This window comes from Stenotrophomonas sp. STEN021, from assembly GCF_056760175.1.
The window spans coordinates 1-19,014 of the sequence record NZ_JBRREH010000032.1 but is presented as its reverse complement, the minus strand read 5'-3'; the positions used below and the strand labels follow the sequence as shown (position 1 = coordinate 19,014).

Genomic DNA, 19,014 nt, shown 5'->3' with positions numbered 1-19,014 from the left:
ACTGTGACTTGAACACCCCCACCTCACGCAGCCTCACCCTGATCGGCGCCGGCCTGGCCGGCTCACTACTCGCAATCCTGCTGTCGCGGCAGGGTTGGAAGATCACTGTCTATGAACGTCGCGGCGATCCGCGTATCGCCGATTACGAGTCCGGTCGCTCGATCAATCTTGCGCTTGCCGAACGCGGCCGCAATGCCCTGCGCCAGGCCGGCGTCGAAGACGAAGTGATGGCCAAGGCGGTGATGATGCGTGGGCGCATGGTGCACCCGCGCGAAGGCGCGCCCGACCTGCAGCGTTACGGCCGTGATGACAGCGAAGTGATCTGGTCTGTGCATCGCAAGGACCTCAACACCACCTTGCTGCAACTGGCCGAAGAAGCCGGTGCGACCGTGCATTTCCACCGTCGCCTGCACACCGTTGACTTTGATGCAGGCTATGCACGCTTCATCGATGACCGCGACGACCAGCCGCACGACATCCACTTCAACACGCCGCTGATCGGTGCCGATGGCGCCGGCTCCGCGCTGCGTGCAGCAATGAACCGCAAGCTGCCGTTGGGCGAGCGCATCGAGTTCCTCGATCATTCGTACAAGGAGCTGGAGATTCCGCCCGCGGCCGACGGCAGCTTCCAGATCGAAGCCAATGCCCTGCACATCTGGCCGCGCGGCAACTACATGTGCATCGCCCTGCCCAATGACGAAGGCACCTTCACCGTCACCCTGTTCCTGCCCAACGAGGGCGAGCCCAGCTTCGCAACGGTGCGCAACGGTGCCGAGGCGGAGGCGCTGTTCCAGCGCGACTTCGCTGATGCGCTGCCGTTGATACCGGACCTGCGCGCCGACTGGGAGCAGCATCCGCCCGGCCTGCTGGGCACGCTGTACCTGGAACGTTGGCATCAGCGCGGCAAGGCGGTGCTGATTGGCGATGCCGCGCATGCGATGGTGCCGTTCCACGGCCAGGGCATGAATTGCGCGTTCGAGGACTGTGTGGTGCTGGCGCGCTGCCTGGCCGAGCATCCAGGCACCGAACAAGCCTTCGCCGCGTTTGAAGCCGAGCGCAAACCCAATGCCGCCGCCATCCAGCAGATGGCCCTGGACAACTATCTTGAGATGCGCGACCGCGTCGCCGATCCAAGCTACCTGCTGCAGCGCGAGCTGGAGCACGCCTTGCAGGCACGCTGGCCAACCCGTTTCGTGCCGCATTACACGATGGTCACCTTCCTGCACACGCCGTATGCAGTCGCGCTTGAACGCACCCGTCTGCAGCAGACCATCCTTGCCGACGCCACCGCCGGCCACGACTCGCTGGACAACATCGACTGGGCCGCGCTGGAGCAGATCGTCCATGCTCGGCTGCCGGTGCTGGAAGGAGCACACTGATGGCCGAGAGCTTCCTGTTCTACGACCTGGAAACCTTCGGCCAGGACCCGCGCCGCACCCGCATCGCCCAATTCGCCGCGGTGCGCACCGATGCCAACCTGAAAATCATCGACGAGCCGGTCAGCTTCTACGTCAAGCCGGCCGACGACCTGCTGCCCTCGCCGGTCGCCACCTTGATCACCGGCATCACCCCGCAGCATGCGCTGGCCGAAGGTGTCAGCGAGGCAGAGGCTTTCGCCCGCATCAACGAGTTGATGAGCAAGCCGCAGACCTGCACCTTGGGTTACAACACCCTGCGCTTCGATGATGAGTTCGTGCGTTACGGCCTGTTCCGCAACTTCCATGATCCCTACGAGCGTGAATGGCGCAGCGGCAATTCGCGCTGGGACCTGCTCGACATGCTGCGTTTGGTTCACGCGCTGCGCCCGGACGGCATCAACTGGCCCAGGCGCGAAGATGGCGCCACTTCCTTCAAGCTCGAACACCTGGCGCTGGCCAATGATGTGCGCGAGGGCGACGCCCACGAAGCGCTATCCGACGTCTACGCCACCATCGGCATGGCCCGGCGCTTCCGTGAGGCGCAACCGCGCATGTGGGACTACGCACTGCGCCTGCGCGACAAGCGCTATGTCGGCAGCCTGCTCGACGTGGTGGCGATGGAGCCGGTGCTGCACATCTCGATGCGCTATCCGGCCAGCCGCCTGTGCGCCGCACCTGTGCTGCCACTGGCACGTCATCCGCACATCAACAACCGGGTGATCGTGTTCGACCTGGAAGGCGATATCGAGCCCTTGCTGGAGCTGTCGGTCGAAGAAATCACCGCACGCCTGTATACCCGCGCGGCCGACCTGCCCGAAGGCCAGCAACGGATTCCGCTGAAGGAAGTCCACCTCAACAAGGTGCCGGCGCTGGTTGCCTGGAATCACCTGCGCGAGGCTGATTTCGAGCGCCTGCAGATTGATCCTGCGGCAATTGAAGCCAAGGCAGAAAAGCTGCGCGAACTTGGCCCGCAACTGGCCGAGAAGGCGCGCCAGGTGTTCGCGCGTGAGCGCGTAAACGACGGTCCGATCGACGCCGATGCCTCGTTGTATGACGGCTTCCTGGCTGAAGGCGACAAGGGCCTGCTCAGCAAGGTGCGCACTGCACCGCCGGACGCATTGGCCGAGCTGGAACAGCGCTTCCGCGACCCGCGCCTGCCCGAGCTGCTGTTCCGCTACCGCGCCCGCAACCACCCGCAAACCCTGGACGCCACCGCGCGCTCACGCTGGGATGCGTATCGTCAGCAACGCTTCACCACCCCCGGCCTGGCCGAGCAGACCTTGCCCGAGTACATCGCGCAGATCGCCCAATTGCGCGAAGAACACAAGGACAACCCGGCCTCACTGGCCTTGCTGGATGCATTGGACCAGTGGCGCCATACCCTGCAGGACACACCATGACCCAATATTTCAGCGATGCCAGCTTCAAGTTCCTGCGCGGGCTGGCCCGCCACAATGACAAGACCTGGTTTGCCGAACACAAGCAGCAGTACGAGGATCATGTACGGCAGCCGTTCCTGCGCCTGATCACCGACCTGCAGCCGGACCTGAGCGAAGTCAGCACCCATTTCCAGGCTGACCCGCGCACGGTTGGCGGCTCGCTGTTCCGCATCTACCGTGATTCGCGCTTCTCCCACGACAAGGCACCGTACAAGACCTGGCAGGGTGCACGCCTGTTCCATGAGCGCCGCAAGCAGGTGCCAGCGCCGTCGTATTACATCCATCTGGCGCCCGGCGAGAGCTTTGTCGGCGCCGGCATCTGGCACCCGGAACCGGACGTGCAGCGCCGTCTGCGCCAGTTCATCCTCGACAACCCCGGCAGCTGGAAGGCCGCCGCGCATGCGCCGGCCACGCGCAAGCGTTACGAGTTCGAGAGCAGCGAGAAGCTGGTACGGCCACCGCGCGGCTTCCCGGCCGACTTCGAGTTCATCGACGACCTCAAGCACCGCAACTGGGTGCTGTGGCGTTCGCTGGACGACGAGGTGATGACCGGCCCGCGCCTGCGCCAGACCCTGGCCAAGGACCTTGCCGCACTCGGCCCGTTCGTCGACTACCTGTGCGCTGCGCTGGACCTGGAATTCTGATTGGCGCGGGCTTCACGCAAACCAACCTGGTTTGCGGCACGCTTGGCGGCAACCTTCGACAGGAAGCCGCCATGACCAGCATCCACCTGCAAGTCTGGATCGATGCCCCGCTGGCCACCGTATACGCCGGACTGGCCACGGCCGAGGGGCTGAGCCAATGGTGGATTGCGCACCAGCAGTCCGTGATCGATGGCGACACCGTGATCAGCCACAACCCCGGCTCCGGCCACGGCGTGGTCGCGCTGAAGGTATTGGAGATCATTCCCGAGCGCTGCATCCGCTGGGAAGTGATCAGCCGCCACCCGCCGCAAAGTCCGGCCTCGGCCTGGACCGGTACCGAAATCCGCTTCGACCTGTCACGCCGCGCCAGCCCTGGCGCCTGGCGCGGCCTGCCGCACGAAGGCGAGCCGATGACCGTGCTCGAGTTCCATCACCTGGGCTGGAATGGCGACAGCGAGTACCTGGGCTTCTGCAGCCAGGCCTGGGCCGAAACCCTGGTGATGCTGCGCCGCTGGGCCGAAGCCAGCATCCCCGCACATTCCTGATATCGAGGACAGCAACGCAATGAAGAAGTGGATACTCGCCACCGCCATCGCCATCGCAGTGCTGCTGGCCGCCTACGTGATCGGCGGCCCCTATCTGGCGATCCGCGGCATCAGCCAGGCGATCGAACAGCGTGACACCGGCAAGCTGGCGCGACACGTCGACTTCGGCGCGGTGCGGGTCAACATCAAGGCGCAGATCAACGATTACATCGTGCGCCGCGCCGGCAGCGACATGCAGTCGAGTCTGTTCGGCCAGGTCGCGCTTGGCGTGGCCGGCAACCTCACCGGCGCAGGTGTCGACACCTTCGTCACCCCCCTGGGCATTGCCGCCCTGCTGCAGGGGGACAGCCTGTGGAAGCGAGCCATCGGCGATACCGTCGGCGGCGACACCTGGGCACCGCCCTCGCCGGCCAAGCCGCTGGCCAACACCACCGGTCATTACGAATCGCTGTCGCGCTACACCGCCACGACCCATCTGGAAGACGGGCGTGAGGTCGTATTCGTGCTCAGTCGCCAGGGGCTGCGCTGGCGACTGACCAATATCCTGCTGCCACTGGGACAGGCGCCGGGCTGACCGGCGCCATCTCCATCAGGCAATCCTGCGCGGCTGCTCCTCGATGACGCTGTCGGCAAGGAAAGCCTCCAGCGAATCATCCATCGCCTGCATCCAAGGGGTGTGATGCAGCGGTGCCAGCGTGCCGGTCAGCACCGATCGATAGCTGTAGTTGCGATAGCCAAGGATGTCCTTCTTCTTGTCGTGCTTCCACTGTTTGAACAGCGTGGCCACGGCCTCGACGTTGAAGTCCGGATAGTCGGTGGCATCGAGCAGATCGCGCACATACTCTGTCTGGAAGTCGATGTCCTGCGCCGCCGAAGTCGTCGCCTCCTCACGCGCCAGCCAGGCTTCGCTGTCTGCACGCATTGCATTGCTCGCCGGCAGCGTGATCCTGCCAAGGATCACATCGCGCGCATACCAGGCCTGCGCATCGAACATGTTGAAGGTGTAGTACTGGTCCTGCATGCCCAGATAGATCAGCTTGGGGTTGTCGATCCAGAACACGCCCTTGTACAGATCACCCGGGTACAGCCTGTTGCGGGTGCGCAAGGTCAATGCATCGGGCAGGAACGGGAAATGATGCTGGTACCCAGTGCACAGCACGATCGCATCCACGTCCTTGCTGCTGCCATCGATGAAGTGCGCGGTGTTGCCCTCCACGCGCTGCAGCAAGGGCTTTTCTTCAAACGCCGCCGGCCAGTCATAACCGGTAGCGGCGCTGCGGTAGCTGAAGGTCACCGACCTTGCGCCATATTTGTAGCACTGCGTACCTATGTCCTCGGCCGAGTAACTGCTACCCACCAGCAGCAGGTCCTTGTCGGCGAACTCGCAGGCATCACGGAAGTCATGCGCATGCAGCACGCGCCCCGGGAAGCGATCCACGCCCTCGAAGAACGGCGCATTCGGGGTGGAGAAATGGCCCGTGGCAACAATGACCCGATCAAATTCCTCGGTAAGCAACTCATCCTTCTTCAGGTCACGCACAGTAACGGTGAAGCGCTCGGTCTCCTCCGAGTAGTCGACCCATTGCACGGCCATGTTGAAGCGGATCTGATCACGCACGCCGCTCTTTTCGATGCGGCCCATGATGTAGTCGCGCAATACGGCGCGTGGCGGATAGGAGGCGATCGGGCGGCCAAAATGCTCTTCGAAACTGTAGTCGGCAAACTCCAGCGCTTCCTTTGGGCCGTTCGACCAGAGGTAGCGGTACATGCTGCCATGCACGGGTTCGCCATAAGCATCCAGCCCGGTACGCCATGTGTAGTTCCACATCCCGCCGAGATCCGATTGCTTTTCAAAGCAGACGATCTCTGGCACTTCAGCCCCACCTCGACGGGCGGATTCAAAGGCACGAAGTTGCGCCAGGCCGCTCGGGCCGGCTCCAAGAATGGCGATACGCATGGTCATTCGGGTTGTTTCTCCTGTGTAGCTGCAATCGCGTAAACGCGACGGCACTGCGCAAGGGCGCGATATGCGCCGTGCAGGAGAGACAATGCGTCCGGTCCCGCGCGGCGCGCGAAACACCCGGCCGCCACGCAAGGCAGCGCGAAAGGGAATGGCAGGTACGTTGACGCTACCGGTCGGGGACAGGCCCCGCCCCTGGATCACCGGGTGGGTGCTGTGCGGGAGGGATCTGCTGCATTCGTGCAGATCAGGGCGCGGCAGGATTACCGCTGGTTCAGCTTGGAACCCGCGAAAGCGGCTTCATCCTAGCATGCGACGCATTTGTAGGAGCGGCGTAAGCCGCGAAGCCAAAAATGTTGCTGAAGCGGCATTGGCTGCAATTGCAGGCAGCAAACATTCGGTCTTGCCACCAGCTTCGCGGCTCACGCCGCTCCTACAAACAACCGGTTCAATCCGGATTGGCCACACCATGCGGCACATGACCAGCGGCCACATGCTGACGCGCACTGTCGATGTTGTGCTGCGAATCATCAAAGAAGATATCGGCACCGAAGGCTTCAAGGAACGGGCCCTTGTGGCGGCCACCGAGGAACAGCGCTTCATCCAGCCGCACGCCCCACTCCCGCAGGGTGCGGATCACGCGTTCGTGCGCAGGTGCCGAACGCGCGGTTACCAGCGCGGTGCGGATCGGTGCCGACTCGCCCGGCGGGAACGCCGCCTGCAAGGCGTGCAGTGCGGACAGGAAGTTACGGAACGGGCCACCACTGAGCGGCTCATGCGCGCGCTCGCGCTCGTGGCGGCCAAAAGCCTCCACGCCCTGCTCGCGCGAGATGCGCTCGCTCTCATCACCGAAGATCACCGCATCACCATCGAAGGCGATGCGCAGTTGGGTCTTGGAGCGACCGGTATCGGTTGCCGCCGCCGAGGCGGTGGCCACGTCCTGGGCGCACTGCGGCAGGATGGTGGCTGCAGCAATGCCATTGACCAGGGCACGCCGCACCGAGTCCGGATTGGCTGACAGGAACAGATCCGTGCCGAACGGCTTGACGTAAGGCCAGGTCGGCTCACCTGCAGTAAAGGTGGCGCGCACGATATCCAGCTTGTAGTGCTGGATGGAATTGAAGATACGCAGGCCGGTATCGGCCGAGTTGCGCGACAGCAGGATCACCTCGACGCGCGGGGTTTCCAGCGGCGCGCCGTCATTCAAGGCCAGCAACTTGCGCACGACAGGGAAGGCAACACCGGGCTTGAGCACATCATCCTCGTGTGCCCGCTGGTAGGCCGCGTAAGCCTCCAGCCCCTCGCGTTCGAACAAGGCATGGCCTTCTTCCAGATCGAACAAAGCGCGCGAAGTAACCGCGACGGTAAGCAGCCGGGGAGTGTTGTCACCCATGGACGATGAACCCAATACGGTCAAGGAACGGGACCCAGTCTACCCGGAAGCGGCGCGCTTCCCCCAATCCCGAATCGCGCCAGCCCCGATCCCCGCCCTCACACCATGAACTGCTCGCTCAGGATGCGCTCTTCGAGGTTGTGCTCGGGGTCGAACAGCAAGGTCACCTGGCGCTCGCGCGATTCGCGGATGGTTACTTCCACCACATCGCGGGTTTCGTGCGAATCGGCGGTGACGCTGACCGGACGCTTATAGGGATCGAGCACGCGGAAGCGCACTTCGGTCTCGGCCTTGAGGATGGCACCACGCCAGCGACGTGGGCGATACGGGGCCAGCGGCGTCAGCGCGATGGTGTTCGAGCCCAGCGGCAGGATTGGGCCGTGCGCGGAGTAGTTGTAGGCGGTGCTGCCGGCAGGTGTGGAGACCAGCACGCCGTCGCAGATCAACTCTTCTACCCGCTGCTGACCGTTCAGATCGATACCGATATGCGCGGCCTGCCGGGTCTGGCGCAGCATCGACACGTCGTTGTAAGCCAACGAGCCGGTGGTGGTACCGGACTCGGTCAGCGCGATCATTTCCAGCGGGCGCAGGTGCGCCGGTTCGGCCAAGGCCAGGCGTTGGATCAGATCGTCTTCGCGATGGTGATTCATCAGGAAGCCAACCGTGCCCAGCTTCATGCCGAATACCGGCTTGCCCTTGCTGCCATGGCGATGCAGGGTCTGCAGCATGAAACCGTCGCCACCCAGCGGGCAGATCACATCGGCCTCTTCCGGGCTGTGGTCCCCGTAACGGGCTGCCAGGGCGGTACGAGCCTGCTGTGCGGCCTCGACGGTACTGGCGAGGAAAGCAATTCGGGGGGACACGGGCGCGTCTTTCGGTTCGGCTTGGAGAGCGAGGATAACCTGCCGGTGTGTCGGCGGGTGCGTTTGTTGGCTTGGTAACTGATGGGTGGAGTGATAGCCCCCCTCTCCCCAACCCCTCTCCCGCGAGGGGAGAGGGGCTAACGCTGCAATTGCGCAGGATGCTTGCGCTCGCGGTGCACTAGCCCCTCTCCCCTTGCGGGGTAAGAGCAGCAGGCTGCGAACCACTGGTTCGCTGCTGCTCGAACGCCCTTGCGCCAGCGCAAGGGCCGGGGCGCGAAGCGGGGGTTGGGGAGAGGGGATAGCTCTTGATTTCACCAAAAAAGAACGGGCCCAAAAGGGCCCGTTCTGCAAACCAAAACACCAGACGCTTTAAGCGCCGTGCGCCGCCAACTGGCCCAAACGCTGCACCGCCACCGACACCGTCGGGTAGTCCAGCGTCTTCTGCTCGGCCAGCTCGGCCAGCATTGCCAGGGTGAAGCGCAGGCCGCTGTCATCACGGCTCAACCACGCAGCCACCTTGGCCTCGGCAGTCGCACCCTTCATCGACAGCACCTGGCCGGTCAAGGCACGCTGATGCGCAGCCAACTCGTCGCGCAGTACGCCACGGGCAACCGCATGCCAACGGCCGTTGACCTCCAGCGCGTCGATCTGCTCGAACAGCCACGGCATCTGCAGGGCTTCGCCCAGGCGGAAGTGGACCTTGGACACGTCCACCGGCTTGAGCTTGCGCGGACGCGCCAGTTCAATGATGTCGAACGCCGGCTCCAGGAACTGCAGTTCGGACAGCTGCTGTGCCAGTGCCGCCGGCAAGCCCTTCTCCTTCCATGCCACAACGCTGGCCTCATAGGCCGGGCGCTGCGAATCCGGCAGCACGCCAGAAGCAACACGGATGTCGTTGAACGGGCCCTGGTAGCGCTCCACCGCGGCAGTGATACCCGGCATCACGCCCGGACGGGTCAGCAGCCAACGCACGAACGAACGCTGCAGCTTCCAGATCACTTCCAGTGCATCCACCTGCACCGCTTCCGGCAAGGTGCCGTCGAGCGCGTCGATCTGCGTCCACAGTGCACGTGCATCCAGCGTTTCACGGCTGATGGTGTAGGCCTTGGCGACCTCGGCCACGGTGCGGCCGGTGTCTTCCTGCATGCGCATCAGGAAGGTGGCGCCCATGCGATTGATGGTCTGGTTGGTCACGGCCGTGGCGATGATTTCGCGCTTCAGGCGGTGACGCTCCATCGCGTCGGCGTACTTCTTCTGCAGCGGCTGCGGGAAGTAACGCAGCAGCTCCTTGGACAGGTACGGATCTTCCGGGATGTCAGACTCCAGCAACTGCTGGAAGGCGACGATCTTGGAATACGACAGCAGCACCGCCAGTTCCGGACGGGTCAGGCCCTGGCCACGCAGCTTGCGTGCCGACAGCTCGGCGTCGGACGGCAGGAACTCGATCTGGCGATCGAGCAGGCCCTGCTTCTCCAGCGTACGGATGAAGTGCTGCTTGGAACCCAGACGCTTGCTGCTCATCCGCTCCATCAGGCTCAGTGCCTGGTTCTGGCGGTAGTTGTCCATCAGCACCAGCTCGCCAACCTCGTCAGTCATCGAGGCCAGCAGCTTGTTGCGCTGCTCCACGGTGAGCTTCTTGGCACGCACCACGTCGTTGAGCAGGATCTTGATGTTGACTTCGTGGTCGGAGGTATCCACACCGGCCGAGTTGTCGATGAAGTCGGTGTTGAGCAGCACGCCAACCTGCGCGGCCTCGATGCGGCCAAGCTGGGTCATGCCCAGGTTGCCGCCCTCGCCCACGATCTTGCAGCGCAGCTCGCCGCCGTTGACGCGCAGGCCGTTGTTGGCGCGGTCGCCGACATCGGCATTGGTCTCGGTTGCCGACTTGACGTAGGTGCCGATGCCGCCGTTCCACAGCAGGTCAACCGGCGCCTTCAGCGCGGCATTGATCAGGTCGGTCGGGTTCATCGCCTTGATGCTGGCGTCGATGCCCAGTGCTTCACGCACTTCCGGGGTGATCTCGATCGACTTGAGCGAACGCGGGTAAATGCCGCCGCCCTTGCTGATCAACTTGCTGTCGTAGTCCGCCCAGCTCGAACGCGGCACCTTGAACATGCGCGCGCGTTCCTTGAACGAGCTGGCAGCGGTCGGGTTCGGGTCGAGGAAGATGTGGCGGTGATCGAAGGCGCAGACCAAGCGGATGTGCTCGGACAGCAGCATGCCGTTGCCGAACACGTCGCCGGACATGTCGCCGACGCCGACCACGGTGAAGTCCTGCTTCTGGCAGTCGCGGCCCAGTGCACGGAAGTGGCGCTTGACCGACTCCCACGCACCACGTGCGGTGATGCCCATGCCCTTGTGGTCGTAACCAACCGAGCCGCCGGAAGCAAACGCGTCGTCCAGCCAGAAACCGTGCGCACGGGCGATGCCGTTGGCGGTGTCGGAGAACGTGGCGGTGCCCTTGTCGGCGGCGACGACCAGGTACGGATCGTCCATGTCATGACGCACCACGCCCTGCGGCGGCACGATCTTGTTGTTGACGATGTTGTCGGTGATGTCGAGCAGGCCGTTGATGAAGCGCTTGTAGCAGGCCACGCCCTCGGCGAACCAGGCGTCACGGTCCACCGACGGATCCGGCAGCTGCTTGGCGAAGAAGCCGCCCTTGGAGCCAACCGGCACGATCACGGTGTTCTTCACCATCTGTGCCTTGACCAGGCCCAGCACCTCGGTGCGGAAGTCTTCGCGACGGTCCGACCAGCGCAGGCCGCCACGGGCCACCGGGCCGAAGCGCAGATGGGTACCTTCCACGCGCGGGCCGCACACGAAGATTTCGCGGTACGGGCGCGGCTTGGGCAGGTCCGGCACCTTGGCAGCGTCGAACTTGAAGCTGATGTAGTCGGCCGGGCCGCCATCGGCGCGCACACCGTCCTTGCGCACCAGGTAGTAGCTGGTACGCAGGGTGGCTTCGATCACGCCGATGAAGCTGCGCAGGATGCGGTCTTCGTCCAGGCTGGACACGCCGTCCAGCAGCTTGACCAGCACCTCGTGCACCAGCGCCATGCGCGCGGCACGGTCGCTCTTGCGCGCCTTGACCACGCCGTCGAGCAGCTTGAGGGTGGCAGCGTCGTCACCGGCCAGCAGCTTGAACTGGGCCAGCTGCGCGTCCAGCACTGCCTTGTCGGCCGACGGGGTCGGCTCGAAGCGGGCTTCGAACAGTTCCACGATCAGGCGCGCCAGCAGCGGGTAGCGGTTGAAGGTGCCTTCCACATAGGCCTGCGAGAACGGCACGCCGATCTGCAGCAGGTACTTGCAGTAGCCACGCAGCATCGACACCTGGCGCCAGTCCAGGCCGGCGCCCAGCACCAGACGGTTGAAGCCGTCGTTCTCGGCATCGCCGTGCCAGACGCGTGCGAACGCGTCGCTGAAGGCGGCATTGGCATTGGCCGGGTCGATCGTGCCGATGGCCGACTCGACTTCGAAGTCCTGCACGTACACCGGTGCATCGTCGACCATCAGCTTGTACGGGCGCTCCGCCATCACGCGCAGGCCCATGTTTTCCATCATCGGCAGCACATCGGACAGCGGGATGTCCTTGAGCTGGCGATACAGCTTCAGGCGCAGGCCGTCGACGTCGTCGCGGCGGATCGCCTGCAGGCTCAGGCGCAGATCGTCCGGACCGGTCAACGCGTCCAGCTGGGCCACGTCGGCCGCAGCGATTTCAGCGCTGGAGTCCTCGATGTAGCCGGCCGGCAATGCCTTGCCGATACGCGAGGCGATGCGCAGGCCTTCGCCTTCGCCATGGCTGCCGACCAGCGCTTCGCGCAGGTCATCCTGCCAGTTGCGCAGTACGTGGGCCAGGCGCTTCTCCATGCCTTCCACGTCCAGCTCCAGGCTTTCGCCGGCCTTGGGACGCACGATCAGGTGTACCTGGGCCAGCGGCGAATCACCCAGCACCACGCTGGAATCGACGTACTCACCGTGCAGCGCGTCCTTGAGCATGTTTTCAACGCGCAGGCGCACGTCGGTGTTGAAGCGTTCGCGCGGCAGGAACACCAGCGCCGAGATGAAGCGGCTGAACTTGTCACGGCGCAGGAACAGGCGGCTGCGCACGCGCTCCTGCAGGCCGAGCACGCCCATGGCGGTGCGGAACAGCTCGTCCTCGCTGGACTGGAACAGCTCTTCGCGCGGCAGCGACTCCAGGATGTGACGCAGTGCCTTGCCGCTGTGGCTGGACAGGCTCAGGCCCGAACGCGCCATCACGTTCTCATAGCGCTGGCGCACCAGCGGGATCTCCCACGGGCGGCGGTTGTAGGCGCTGGAGGTGAACAGGCCGAGGAAACGCTGCTCGCCGATGATCTTGCCCTTGGCGTCGAATTCCAGCACGCCGATGTAGTCCATGTAGCCGCCGCGGTGGATATGCGAACGGGCATTGGTCTTGGTCAGGATCAGTGCATCGTGCAGGCTGCTGGTGGCATTCAGGCCTTCAGCGGCCAAACCCTTGACCGGGCGCGCGACCATCGTGTCCTTGCCGCGCATCAGGCCCAGGCCGGTGCCGTTCTGTGCGACCAGCACTTCTTCCTTGCCCTTCTTCTCGACCTTGTACTCACGGTAGCCGAAGAAGGTGAAATGGTTGTCGGCGGCCCAACGCAGGAATTCCTGCGCCTCGGCACGCGACTCCTTGCTCACTGGCAGGGTGCGCTTGCCCAGGTCATCAGCCAATGCCAAAGCCTTGTCGGTCATTGGCTGCCAATCGTTGACGATGGCGCGCACGTCTTCCACTGCGCCGCTGACGCGCTTGGCAACGGCATCCAGTGCATCGGCCGGCTGGCGGTCGATCTCCAGCAACATCACCGATTCCAGCTTGCCATCACCCACGCTGCTGAGCTTGCCAGCCTTGTCGCGCGCAATGCTGATCACCGGATGACCCAATACATGCACACCGATGCCCTGCTCGGCCAATGCCAGCGTCACCGTGTCCACCAGGAATGGCATGTCGTCGTTGACGATCTGCAGCACGGTATGTGCCGACTCCCAACCGTCCGCCTTCAGCGTCGGGTTGAACACGCGCACATTGGCCTTGCCCGGCTTGCGGGCGCGAGCGAACTCGAGCATGCCCGCAGCCAACACCGCCCAATCATCGGCCGAGTGCAGGGTGAACTCATCGGCTTCCATGCGCTTGTAGAACGCCGTAGCAAAAGCCACTGCCTGCGCCTGTGCGGCCGCAGCGGGATAACGCTTCCGCAAGGCTGCAAATACCGGTTCTAGCGAGAGGCCAGCGTCGGCGATGCTCTGCTTCACGGCTGGTTTGGATTTCGTCTTTACGGACTTGGCAGCACTGTTTTGCGATTTCATGGCAGAGCTTTGGGTGTTGCTCGTTTGGAGAAACCGCGATTGTATCGCTGGTAACAAAAAGAACCTTGCTGCAGGGCCGCATTATCTGCATCGCAAGTTGCTGCCGAACGGTAGCGAAAGCCACGGATTTGTTGGTAGGCGAGCAGCAGACAATGTCCGCCACCTGAATCTCATTTGCTCACCGGACGCTGTGAAAGACGAATTACATTGCGGTGTTTCTGAACTGGACGGTATAGTCCACCGCTTATGCAAACCCCCTCTGCCACCTCCGCGCCAACCGACGGGCGTGACCAGCGCGTGCTCGAAGCGGTGCGTGAGCTATTGGCCAAACAAGGCATACGCCTGAGTATGGATTCCATAGCGGCGGCGGCGGGTTGCTCCAAGCAGACGCTCTACAGCCGCTACGGCAGCAAGCGCGAGCTGTTGCGACAAGCGATGCAGCTCCATGTATCGACCGCGACCGCAGCGTTATCTGTGTGTGAAAACAAGCCGTTGCACGAAACAGTGCTCGACTTTGCCATCGGCTATCTTGAACATCGCAACAAGCCCAATGTCCGCCGCACCGCACAGCTGATCGGCGCCAGCGTCCATGAGTTCCGCGACGAAGCACAGTTCATGTACCTGGGGAGCAACGAAGCGCTCCGCAACCATGTTGCTGAATGGATGCAAACCGAAATGCAGCGCGGTCGCCTCAAGCATGACGACCCGCAGTTCATGGCCGAACTGTTGATCAGCATGATTGCCGGGCAGGATTTTGAACGACAGCGTTTTCACACCCCCTACCGCGATGATCCACAGCAGCGTCGCCGCTGGGCCGAATTTGCTACTGACGGCTTTCTACGCGCTTTTGCTTCTACGTATGAAGCCGCCGCAGCTCCAAATAAAAACAACACCCGGAGTTTCTCCCGATGACCGCCCCACTCCGTCTCCTCGCTCTCACCTGTGCAGCGACACTGAGCCTTGCAGCCTGTAAAAAGCCGCAGGAGCAAGCCGCACCGCCCCCGCAGGAGGTTGGCGTAGTCGACGCCAAGCCGCAGACCCTGCCGCTGCAGCGTGAACTGGTGGGCCGCCTGTCGCCTTACCGTTCTGCCGATGTCCGCGCCCGCGTGGCCGGCGTGCTGCAGAAGCGCGTCTATGAAGAAGGCAGCGCGGTCAAGGAAGGCCAGGTGCTGTTCCTGATCGACCCGGCACCGTTGCAGGCCGCGCTGGCATCGGCCGAGGGCGCCCTGGCGTCGGCCCGCGCCACGTATGCCAATGCCCGCGCCACTGCCAACCGCGCCCGCTCGCTGGCACCGCAGAGCTACGTGTCCAAATCCGACCTGGACAGTGCCGAGGCCGCCGAGCGCTCCTCTGCCGCCGCCGTGCAGCAGGCAGAAGCGGCCGTCACCACCGCCCGCATCAATCTTGGCTATGCCCGCGTCACAGCCCCGATTGCCGGCCAGGCCGGCAAGCAGCAGGTCACCGAGGGTGCACTGGTCGGCCAGGGTGATGTGACCCTGCTGACCACCGTCGACCAGATCGATCCGCTGTATGTGAACTTCTCGATGACCGCCGACGAACTGAGTCTGCTACGTGCAGCCCAGGACAAGGGCGCGGTGGCGTTGGCCGGCGACGGCAAGACCACCGTGCAGGTCAACCTGCCTGATGGCAGTGCCTATGCGCACGAAGGCACCTTGGACTTCTCCTCGACCACGGTTGATCCGGCCACCGGCACGGTGTCGCTGCGTGCGCAGCTGCCCAACCCGGACCACATCCTGCTGCCGGGCTCGTTCGTCAGCTTCAAGGCCAACCTGGGCGAGCGCCACAATGCCTTCCTGGTTCCGCAGGCGGCTGTGCAGCGTGATACCCAGGGCGGCTACGTGCTGATCGTGGGCAAGGACGGCAAGGTCGTGCGCAAGAACGTCACCCTGGACAACCAGCAAGGCGGCAACTGGCTGGTCTCCTCCGGCCTGGCTGCTGGCGACCAGATCATTGTTTCGGGCTTGCAGAAGGTCAAGGAAGGCGCAGCTGCCACGGCCAAGCCATGGCAGCCCGAAGCCGCCAAGCCCGCCGCTGGCGCGCCTGCGGCAGCCGCGGCAAAGAAGGAATAACGGGACTCCGTCATGCCTAAATTCTTCATCGAGCATCCCGTCTTCGCCTGGGTGGTGGCGATCCTGATCTCGCTTGGCGGCGTGATCTCGATCCTCAACCTGGGTATCGAGTCCTACCCCAGCGTGGCGCCACCGCAGGTGACGGTCACTGCCAACTACCCGGGCGCCAGTGCGTCCACCGCGGAAAAATCGGTCACCCAGGTGATCGAGCAGCAGCTGACTGGCATCGACAACCTGATGTACTTCAGTTCGTCTTCGTCATCGAACGGCCGCGTCACCATCACCCTGACCTTCGATAGCGGCACCGATGCCGATATCGCCCAGGTGCAGGTGCAGAACAAGGTGTCGCTGGCGACGCCGCGCCTGCCCTCGGAAGTGACCAAGCAGGGCGTGGTGGTGGCCAAGGCCAACGCCGGCTTCCTGATGGCCATCGGTGTGCGTTCAGATGACGGCACGGTAGACCGCGACGCGCTGAACGACATCGTCGGTGCGCGCGTGCTGGAACAGGTTTCGCGTGTTCCCGGCGTCGGCAGCACCCAGCAGTTCGGTTCCGAGTACGCCATGCGCGTATGGCTGAATCCGGAAAAGCTGCAGGGTTATCACCTGTCGGCAACTGACGTGTACAACGCCATCGGCACCCAGAACCTGCAGTTCGCTGCCGGCTCGGTGGGCGGAGACCCCGCTCCCAACGGCCAGGCGTTCACTGCCACGGTTGCCGCCGAGGGCCGTTACAGCTCGCCGGAAGAGTTCGAGAACACCATCCTGCGTGCCAACAACGACGGCAGCGTGGTCAAGCTCAAGGACGTTGCCAAGGTTTCCTTCGGTGCATCGAACTATGGCTTCGACACCAAGTACAACGGCAAGCCGGTGGCAGTATTCGCCATCCAGCTGCTGCCGGGTGCGAACGCGCTTGATGTATCCGAAGCCGTGCGCGCGAAGATGGACGAGCTGGCCCCGAGCTTCCCGCCCGGCGTGAGCTGGTTCACGCCGTACGACAGCACCACCTTCGTGACCATCTCGATTGAAGAAGTGGTCCATACCCTGGTCGAAGCCATCATCCTGGTGTTCCTGGTGATGCTGGTGTTCCTGCAGAACTTCCGCGCCACCATCATCCCCACCCTGGTCATCCCGGTCGCCCTGCTCGGCACCTTCATGGGCATGCTGGCCATCGGCTTCACCATCAACCAGCTGACCCTGTTCGCGATGGTGCTTGCCATCGGCATCGTGGTCGATGACGCCATCGTCGTCATCGAAAACGTCGAACGCATCATGACCGAGGAAAAGCTCGATCCGAAGCCGGCCACGCAGAAAGCCATGGGCCAGATCACCGGCGCCGTGGTCGCCATCACCGTGGTGCTGGCGGCGGTATTCATTCCGTCTGCGCTGCAGCCGGGTGCATCCGGTGAGATCTACAAGCAGTTCGCCTTGACCATCGCCATGGCTATGGCGTTCTCGGCACTGCTGGCATTGACCTTCACCCCGGCGCTGTGTGCGGCCTTCCTCAAGCCCACCCACAACGACAACCCGAACTGGGTCTACCGCACCTTCAACAAGTACTACGGCAAGCTGGAAAAGAGCTATGTCGGCACCGTTGGTGGCGTCATCAGGCACGCCCCGCGCTGGTTGATGGTGTTCGCCCTGCTGCTGGTGCTGTGCGGCTTCCTGTTCACCCGCCTGCCGGGCAGCTTCCTGCCTGAAGAAGACCAGGGCTATGCACTGGCCATCGTGCAGTTGCCGCCGGGTGCCACCAAGACCCGTACCAGCGCCGTGTTCGATCAGCTGCTGGGCACCTTGCAGGATGAAGAGGCCTTCGAAGGCCTGATGCAGATCACCGGCTTCAGCTTCATCGGTGCCGGCGAGAACGTGGGTATGGCCTTCGTCCGCCTCAAGGACTGGAGCGAGCGCAAGGAAACCGCACCCGAGTTCATCCAGAAAATGAACAAGAAGGCCTACGGCATCAAGGATGCACAGATCTTCTTCGTCAACCTGCCAACCGTGCAGGGCCTGGGTCAGTTCGGCGGCTTCGACATGTGGCTGCAGGACCGCGCCGGTGCGGGCCAGGATGCCTTGATGGATGCGCGCAACACCTTGTTGGGTGCAGCCAGCCAGGACAAGTCACTGGTTGGCGTACGTCCCAATACGCTGGAAAACGCACCGCAGCTGCAGTTGAAGGTTGACCGCGTGCAGGCCCAGGCCATGGGCGTGTCGGTCAATGACGTGTATACCGCCATCCAGATGATGCTGGCACCGGTCTACGTCAATGACTTCTTCTATGGCGGCCGCATCAAGCGCGTCAACATGCAGGCCGACGCGGCATACCGCACCGGCCCGGAATCGTTGAACAGCTATTTCGTGCCGAGTTCCCTGAGCAAGGACGCAACCGGTCAACCGGCAATGATCCCGCTCAGCGCGGTGGTCAAGTCCGAGTGGATCTATGCCCCGCCGGCATTGAACCGCTACAACGGCTATTCGGCAGTCAACATCGTCGGCGCGCCGGCACCGGGCGGCAGCTCCGGGCAGGCAATGAACACCATGGAACGGCTGGTGCATGACGACCTGCCGGTGGGCTTCGGCTTCGACTGGTCGGGCATGTCCTACCAGGAAATCCTCGCCGGCAACGCCGCAACGCTGTTGATGGTGTTGTCGATCGTGGTGGTGTTCCTGTGCCTGGCCGCACTGTACGAGAGCTGGTCGATCCCGGTCTCGGTGCTGCTGGTGGTGCCGGTCGGCATCCTCGGTGCGGTGGTGTTCTCACTGATGCGCGGCTTGCCGAACGATCTGTACTTCAAGATCGGCATGGTGACGGTGATTGGTCTGGCGGCGAAAAACGCGATTCTTATCGTCGAGTTCGCTGTGGAACAGCGTGCCGCCGGCAAGACCCTGCGTGAAGCGACCATCGAGGCGGCGCATCTGCGTTTCCGCCCGATTCTGATGACCTCGTTCGCCTTCATCCTCGGCGTGCTGCCGATGGCGATCTCCACCGGCGCCGGCGCCAATGCGCGTCACTCGTTGGGTACCGGCGTGATCGGCGGCATGTTGTTCGCCACCGTGATCGGCGTGCTGCTGATTCCGCTGTTTTTCGTCAGCGTGCGGCGCATGCTCGGTGACAAGTTGGACGAGCAGTCCAAGGAGTACATCGAACAGCACAAGGTGCACGCGATCCAGAAGGACCGCTGATACGAAAAGCCCCGGCACTGCCGGGGCTTTTTTTGTGGCTTTGTGTAGTGGGGGGGGGGGGGGGGGGGGGGGGGGGGGGGCAGGGGGAGAGGGGGCCGCCAGGGCCGGGCCGGGCGCGGCCGGGGGCGGGCGG

Annotated in this window: 11 protein-coding genes and 1 pseudogene; 8 read left to right on the top strand and 4 right to left on the bottom strand. The window is 63.7% G+C overall.

Features of this window, described 5'->3' with window-relative positions; translation table 11 throughout:
* The first annotated feature begins 8 nt into the window (after positions 1-8).
* The 5 genes from ACVOL0_RS08975 to ACVOL0_RS08955 all read left to right on the top strand — a co-directional run bounded on the left by ACVOL0_RS08975 (position 9) and on the right by ACVOL0_RS08955 (position 4,620).
* Positions 9-1,379 (top strand): FAD-dependent oxidoreductase, encoded by a 1,371-nt coding sequence (locus ACVOL0_RS08975; RefSeq protein ID WP_481548796.1) that lies wholly within the window; start codon positions 9-11, stop codon positions 1,377-1,379.
* Positions 1,379-2,818: an exodeoxyribonuclease I gene (gene sbcB, locus ACVOL0_RS08970; protein ID WP_481548795.1), complete on the top strand. Its 1,440-nt coding sequence runs from the start codon at positions 1,379-1,381 to the stop codon at positions 2,816-2,818. Before ACVOL0_RS08975 ends, sbcB begins: the two co-directional genes overlap by 1 nt.
* Positions 2,815-3,501: a DUF2461 domain-containing protein gene (locus tag ACVOL0_RS08965; RefSeq protein ID WP_282266112.1), complete on the top strand. Its 687-nt coding sequence runs from the start codon at positions 2,815-2,817 to the stop codon at positions 3,499-3,501. The genes sbcB and ACVOL0_RS08965 overlap by 4 nt, the downstream gene beginning before the upstream one ends.
* Positions 3,502-3,572: 71 nt before the next feature.
* The gene (locus ACVOL0_RS08960; protein ID WP_481548794.1) at positions 3,573-4,046 is read left to right on the top strand and encodes an SRPBCC family protein; all 474 of its coding nucleotides are present in this window, start codon (positions 3,573-3,575) and stop codon (positions 4,044-4,046) included.
* 19 nt (positions 4,047-4,065) lie between these two features.
* Positions 4,066-4,620 carry a DUF2939 domain-containing protein gene (locus ACVOL0_RS08955; protein ID WP_481548793.1) on the top strand — a complete coding sequence of 185 codons (555 nt, stop codon included), beginning with the start codon at positions 4,066-4,068 and terminating at the stop codon, positions 4,618-4,620.
* A 15-nt stretch (positions 4,621-4,635) separates the two neighbouring features.
* Here the strand turns inward: ACVOL0_RS08955 and ACVOL0_RS08950 are convergent, their stop codons facing one another.
* From ACVOL0_RS08950 to ACVOL0_RS08935, 4 genes are all read right to left on the bottom strand, one after another.
* Entirely contained in the window at positions 4,636-6,009 is a 1,374-nt protein-coding gene (locus ACVOL0_RS08950) for an NAD(P)-binding domain-containing protein (RefSeq protein ID WP_481548792.1), read from the bottom strand.
* A gap of 445 nt (positions 6,010-6,454) precedes the next feature.
* Positions 6,455-7,399, bottom strand: coding sequence for a 5'-nucleotidase (locus ACVOL0_RS08945; protein ID WP_481548791.1), 945 nt, complete (start codon positions 7,397-7,399; stop codon positions 6,455-6,457).
* Between the two features lie 98 nt (positions 7,400-7,497).
* Complete coding sequence (locus ACVOL0_RS08940; protein WP_481548790.1) at positions 7,498-8,262, bottom strand: NAD kinase; 765 nt, start codon at positions 8,260-8,262, stop codon at positions 7,498-7,500.
* Between the two features lie 369 nt (positions 8,263-8,631).
* On the bottom strand, positions 8,632-13,614 hold the full coding sequence (locus ACVOL0_RS08935; protein WP_481548789.1) for an NAD-glutamate dehydrogenase: 4,983 nt from the start codon (positions 13,612-13,614) through the stop codon (positions 8,632-8,634).
* Between the two features lie 246 nt (positions 13,615-13,860).
* Between ACVOL0_RS08935 and ACVOL0_RS08930 the strand changes: the two genes are divergently transcribed.
* The 3 genes and pseudogenes from ACVOL0_RS08930 to ACVOL0_RS08920 all read left to right on the top strand — a co-directional run bounded on the left by ACVOL0_RS08930 (position 13,861) and on the right by ACVOL0_RS08920 (position 18,881).
* Positions 13,861-14,526: a TetR/AcrR family transcriptional regulator gene (locus ACVOL0_RS08930; RefSeq protein ID WP_481548788.1), complete on the top strand. Its 666-nt coding sequence runs from the start codon at positions 13,861-13,863 to the stop codon at positions 14,524-14,526.
* Positions 14,523-15,689 (top strand): annotated as a pseudogene (locus ACVOL0_RS08925) (efflux RND transporter periplasmic adaptor subunit); the annotation flags it as partial. The gene ACVOL0_RS08930 and the pseudogene ACVOL0_RS08925, both read left to right, overlap by 4 nt.
* Before the next feature lie 27 nt (positions 15,690-15,716).
* The gene (locus ACVOL0_RS08920; RefSeq protein ID WP_481548787.1) at positions 15,717-18,881 is read left to right on the top strand and encodes a multidrug efflux RND transporter permease subunit; all 3,165 of its coding nucleotides are present in this window, start codon (positions 15,717-15,719) and stop codon (positions 18,879-18,881) included.
* The last annotated feature ends 133 nt before the right edge of the window (positions 18,882-19,014 follow it).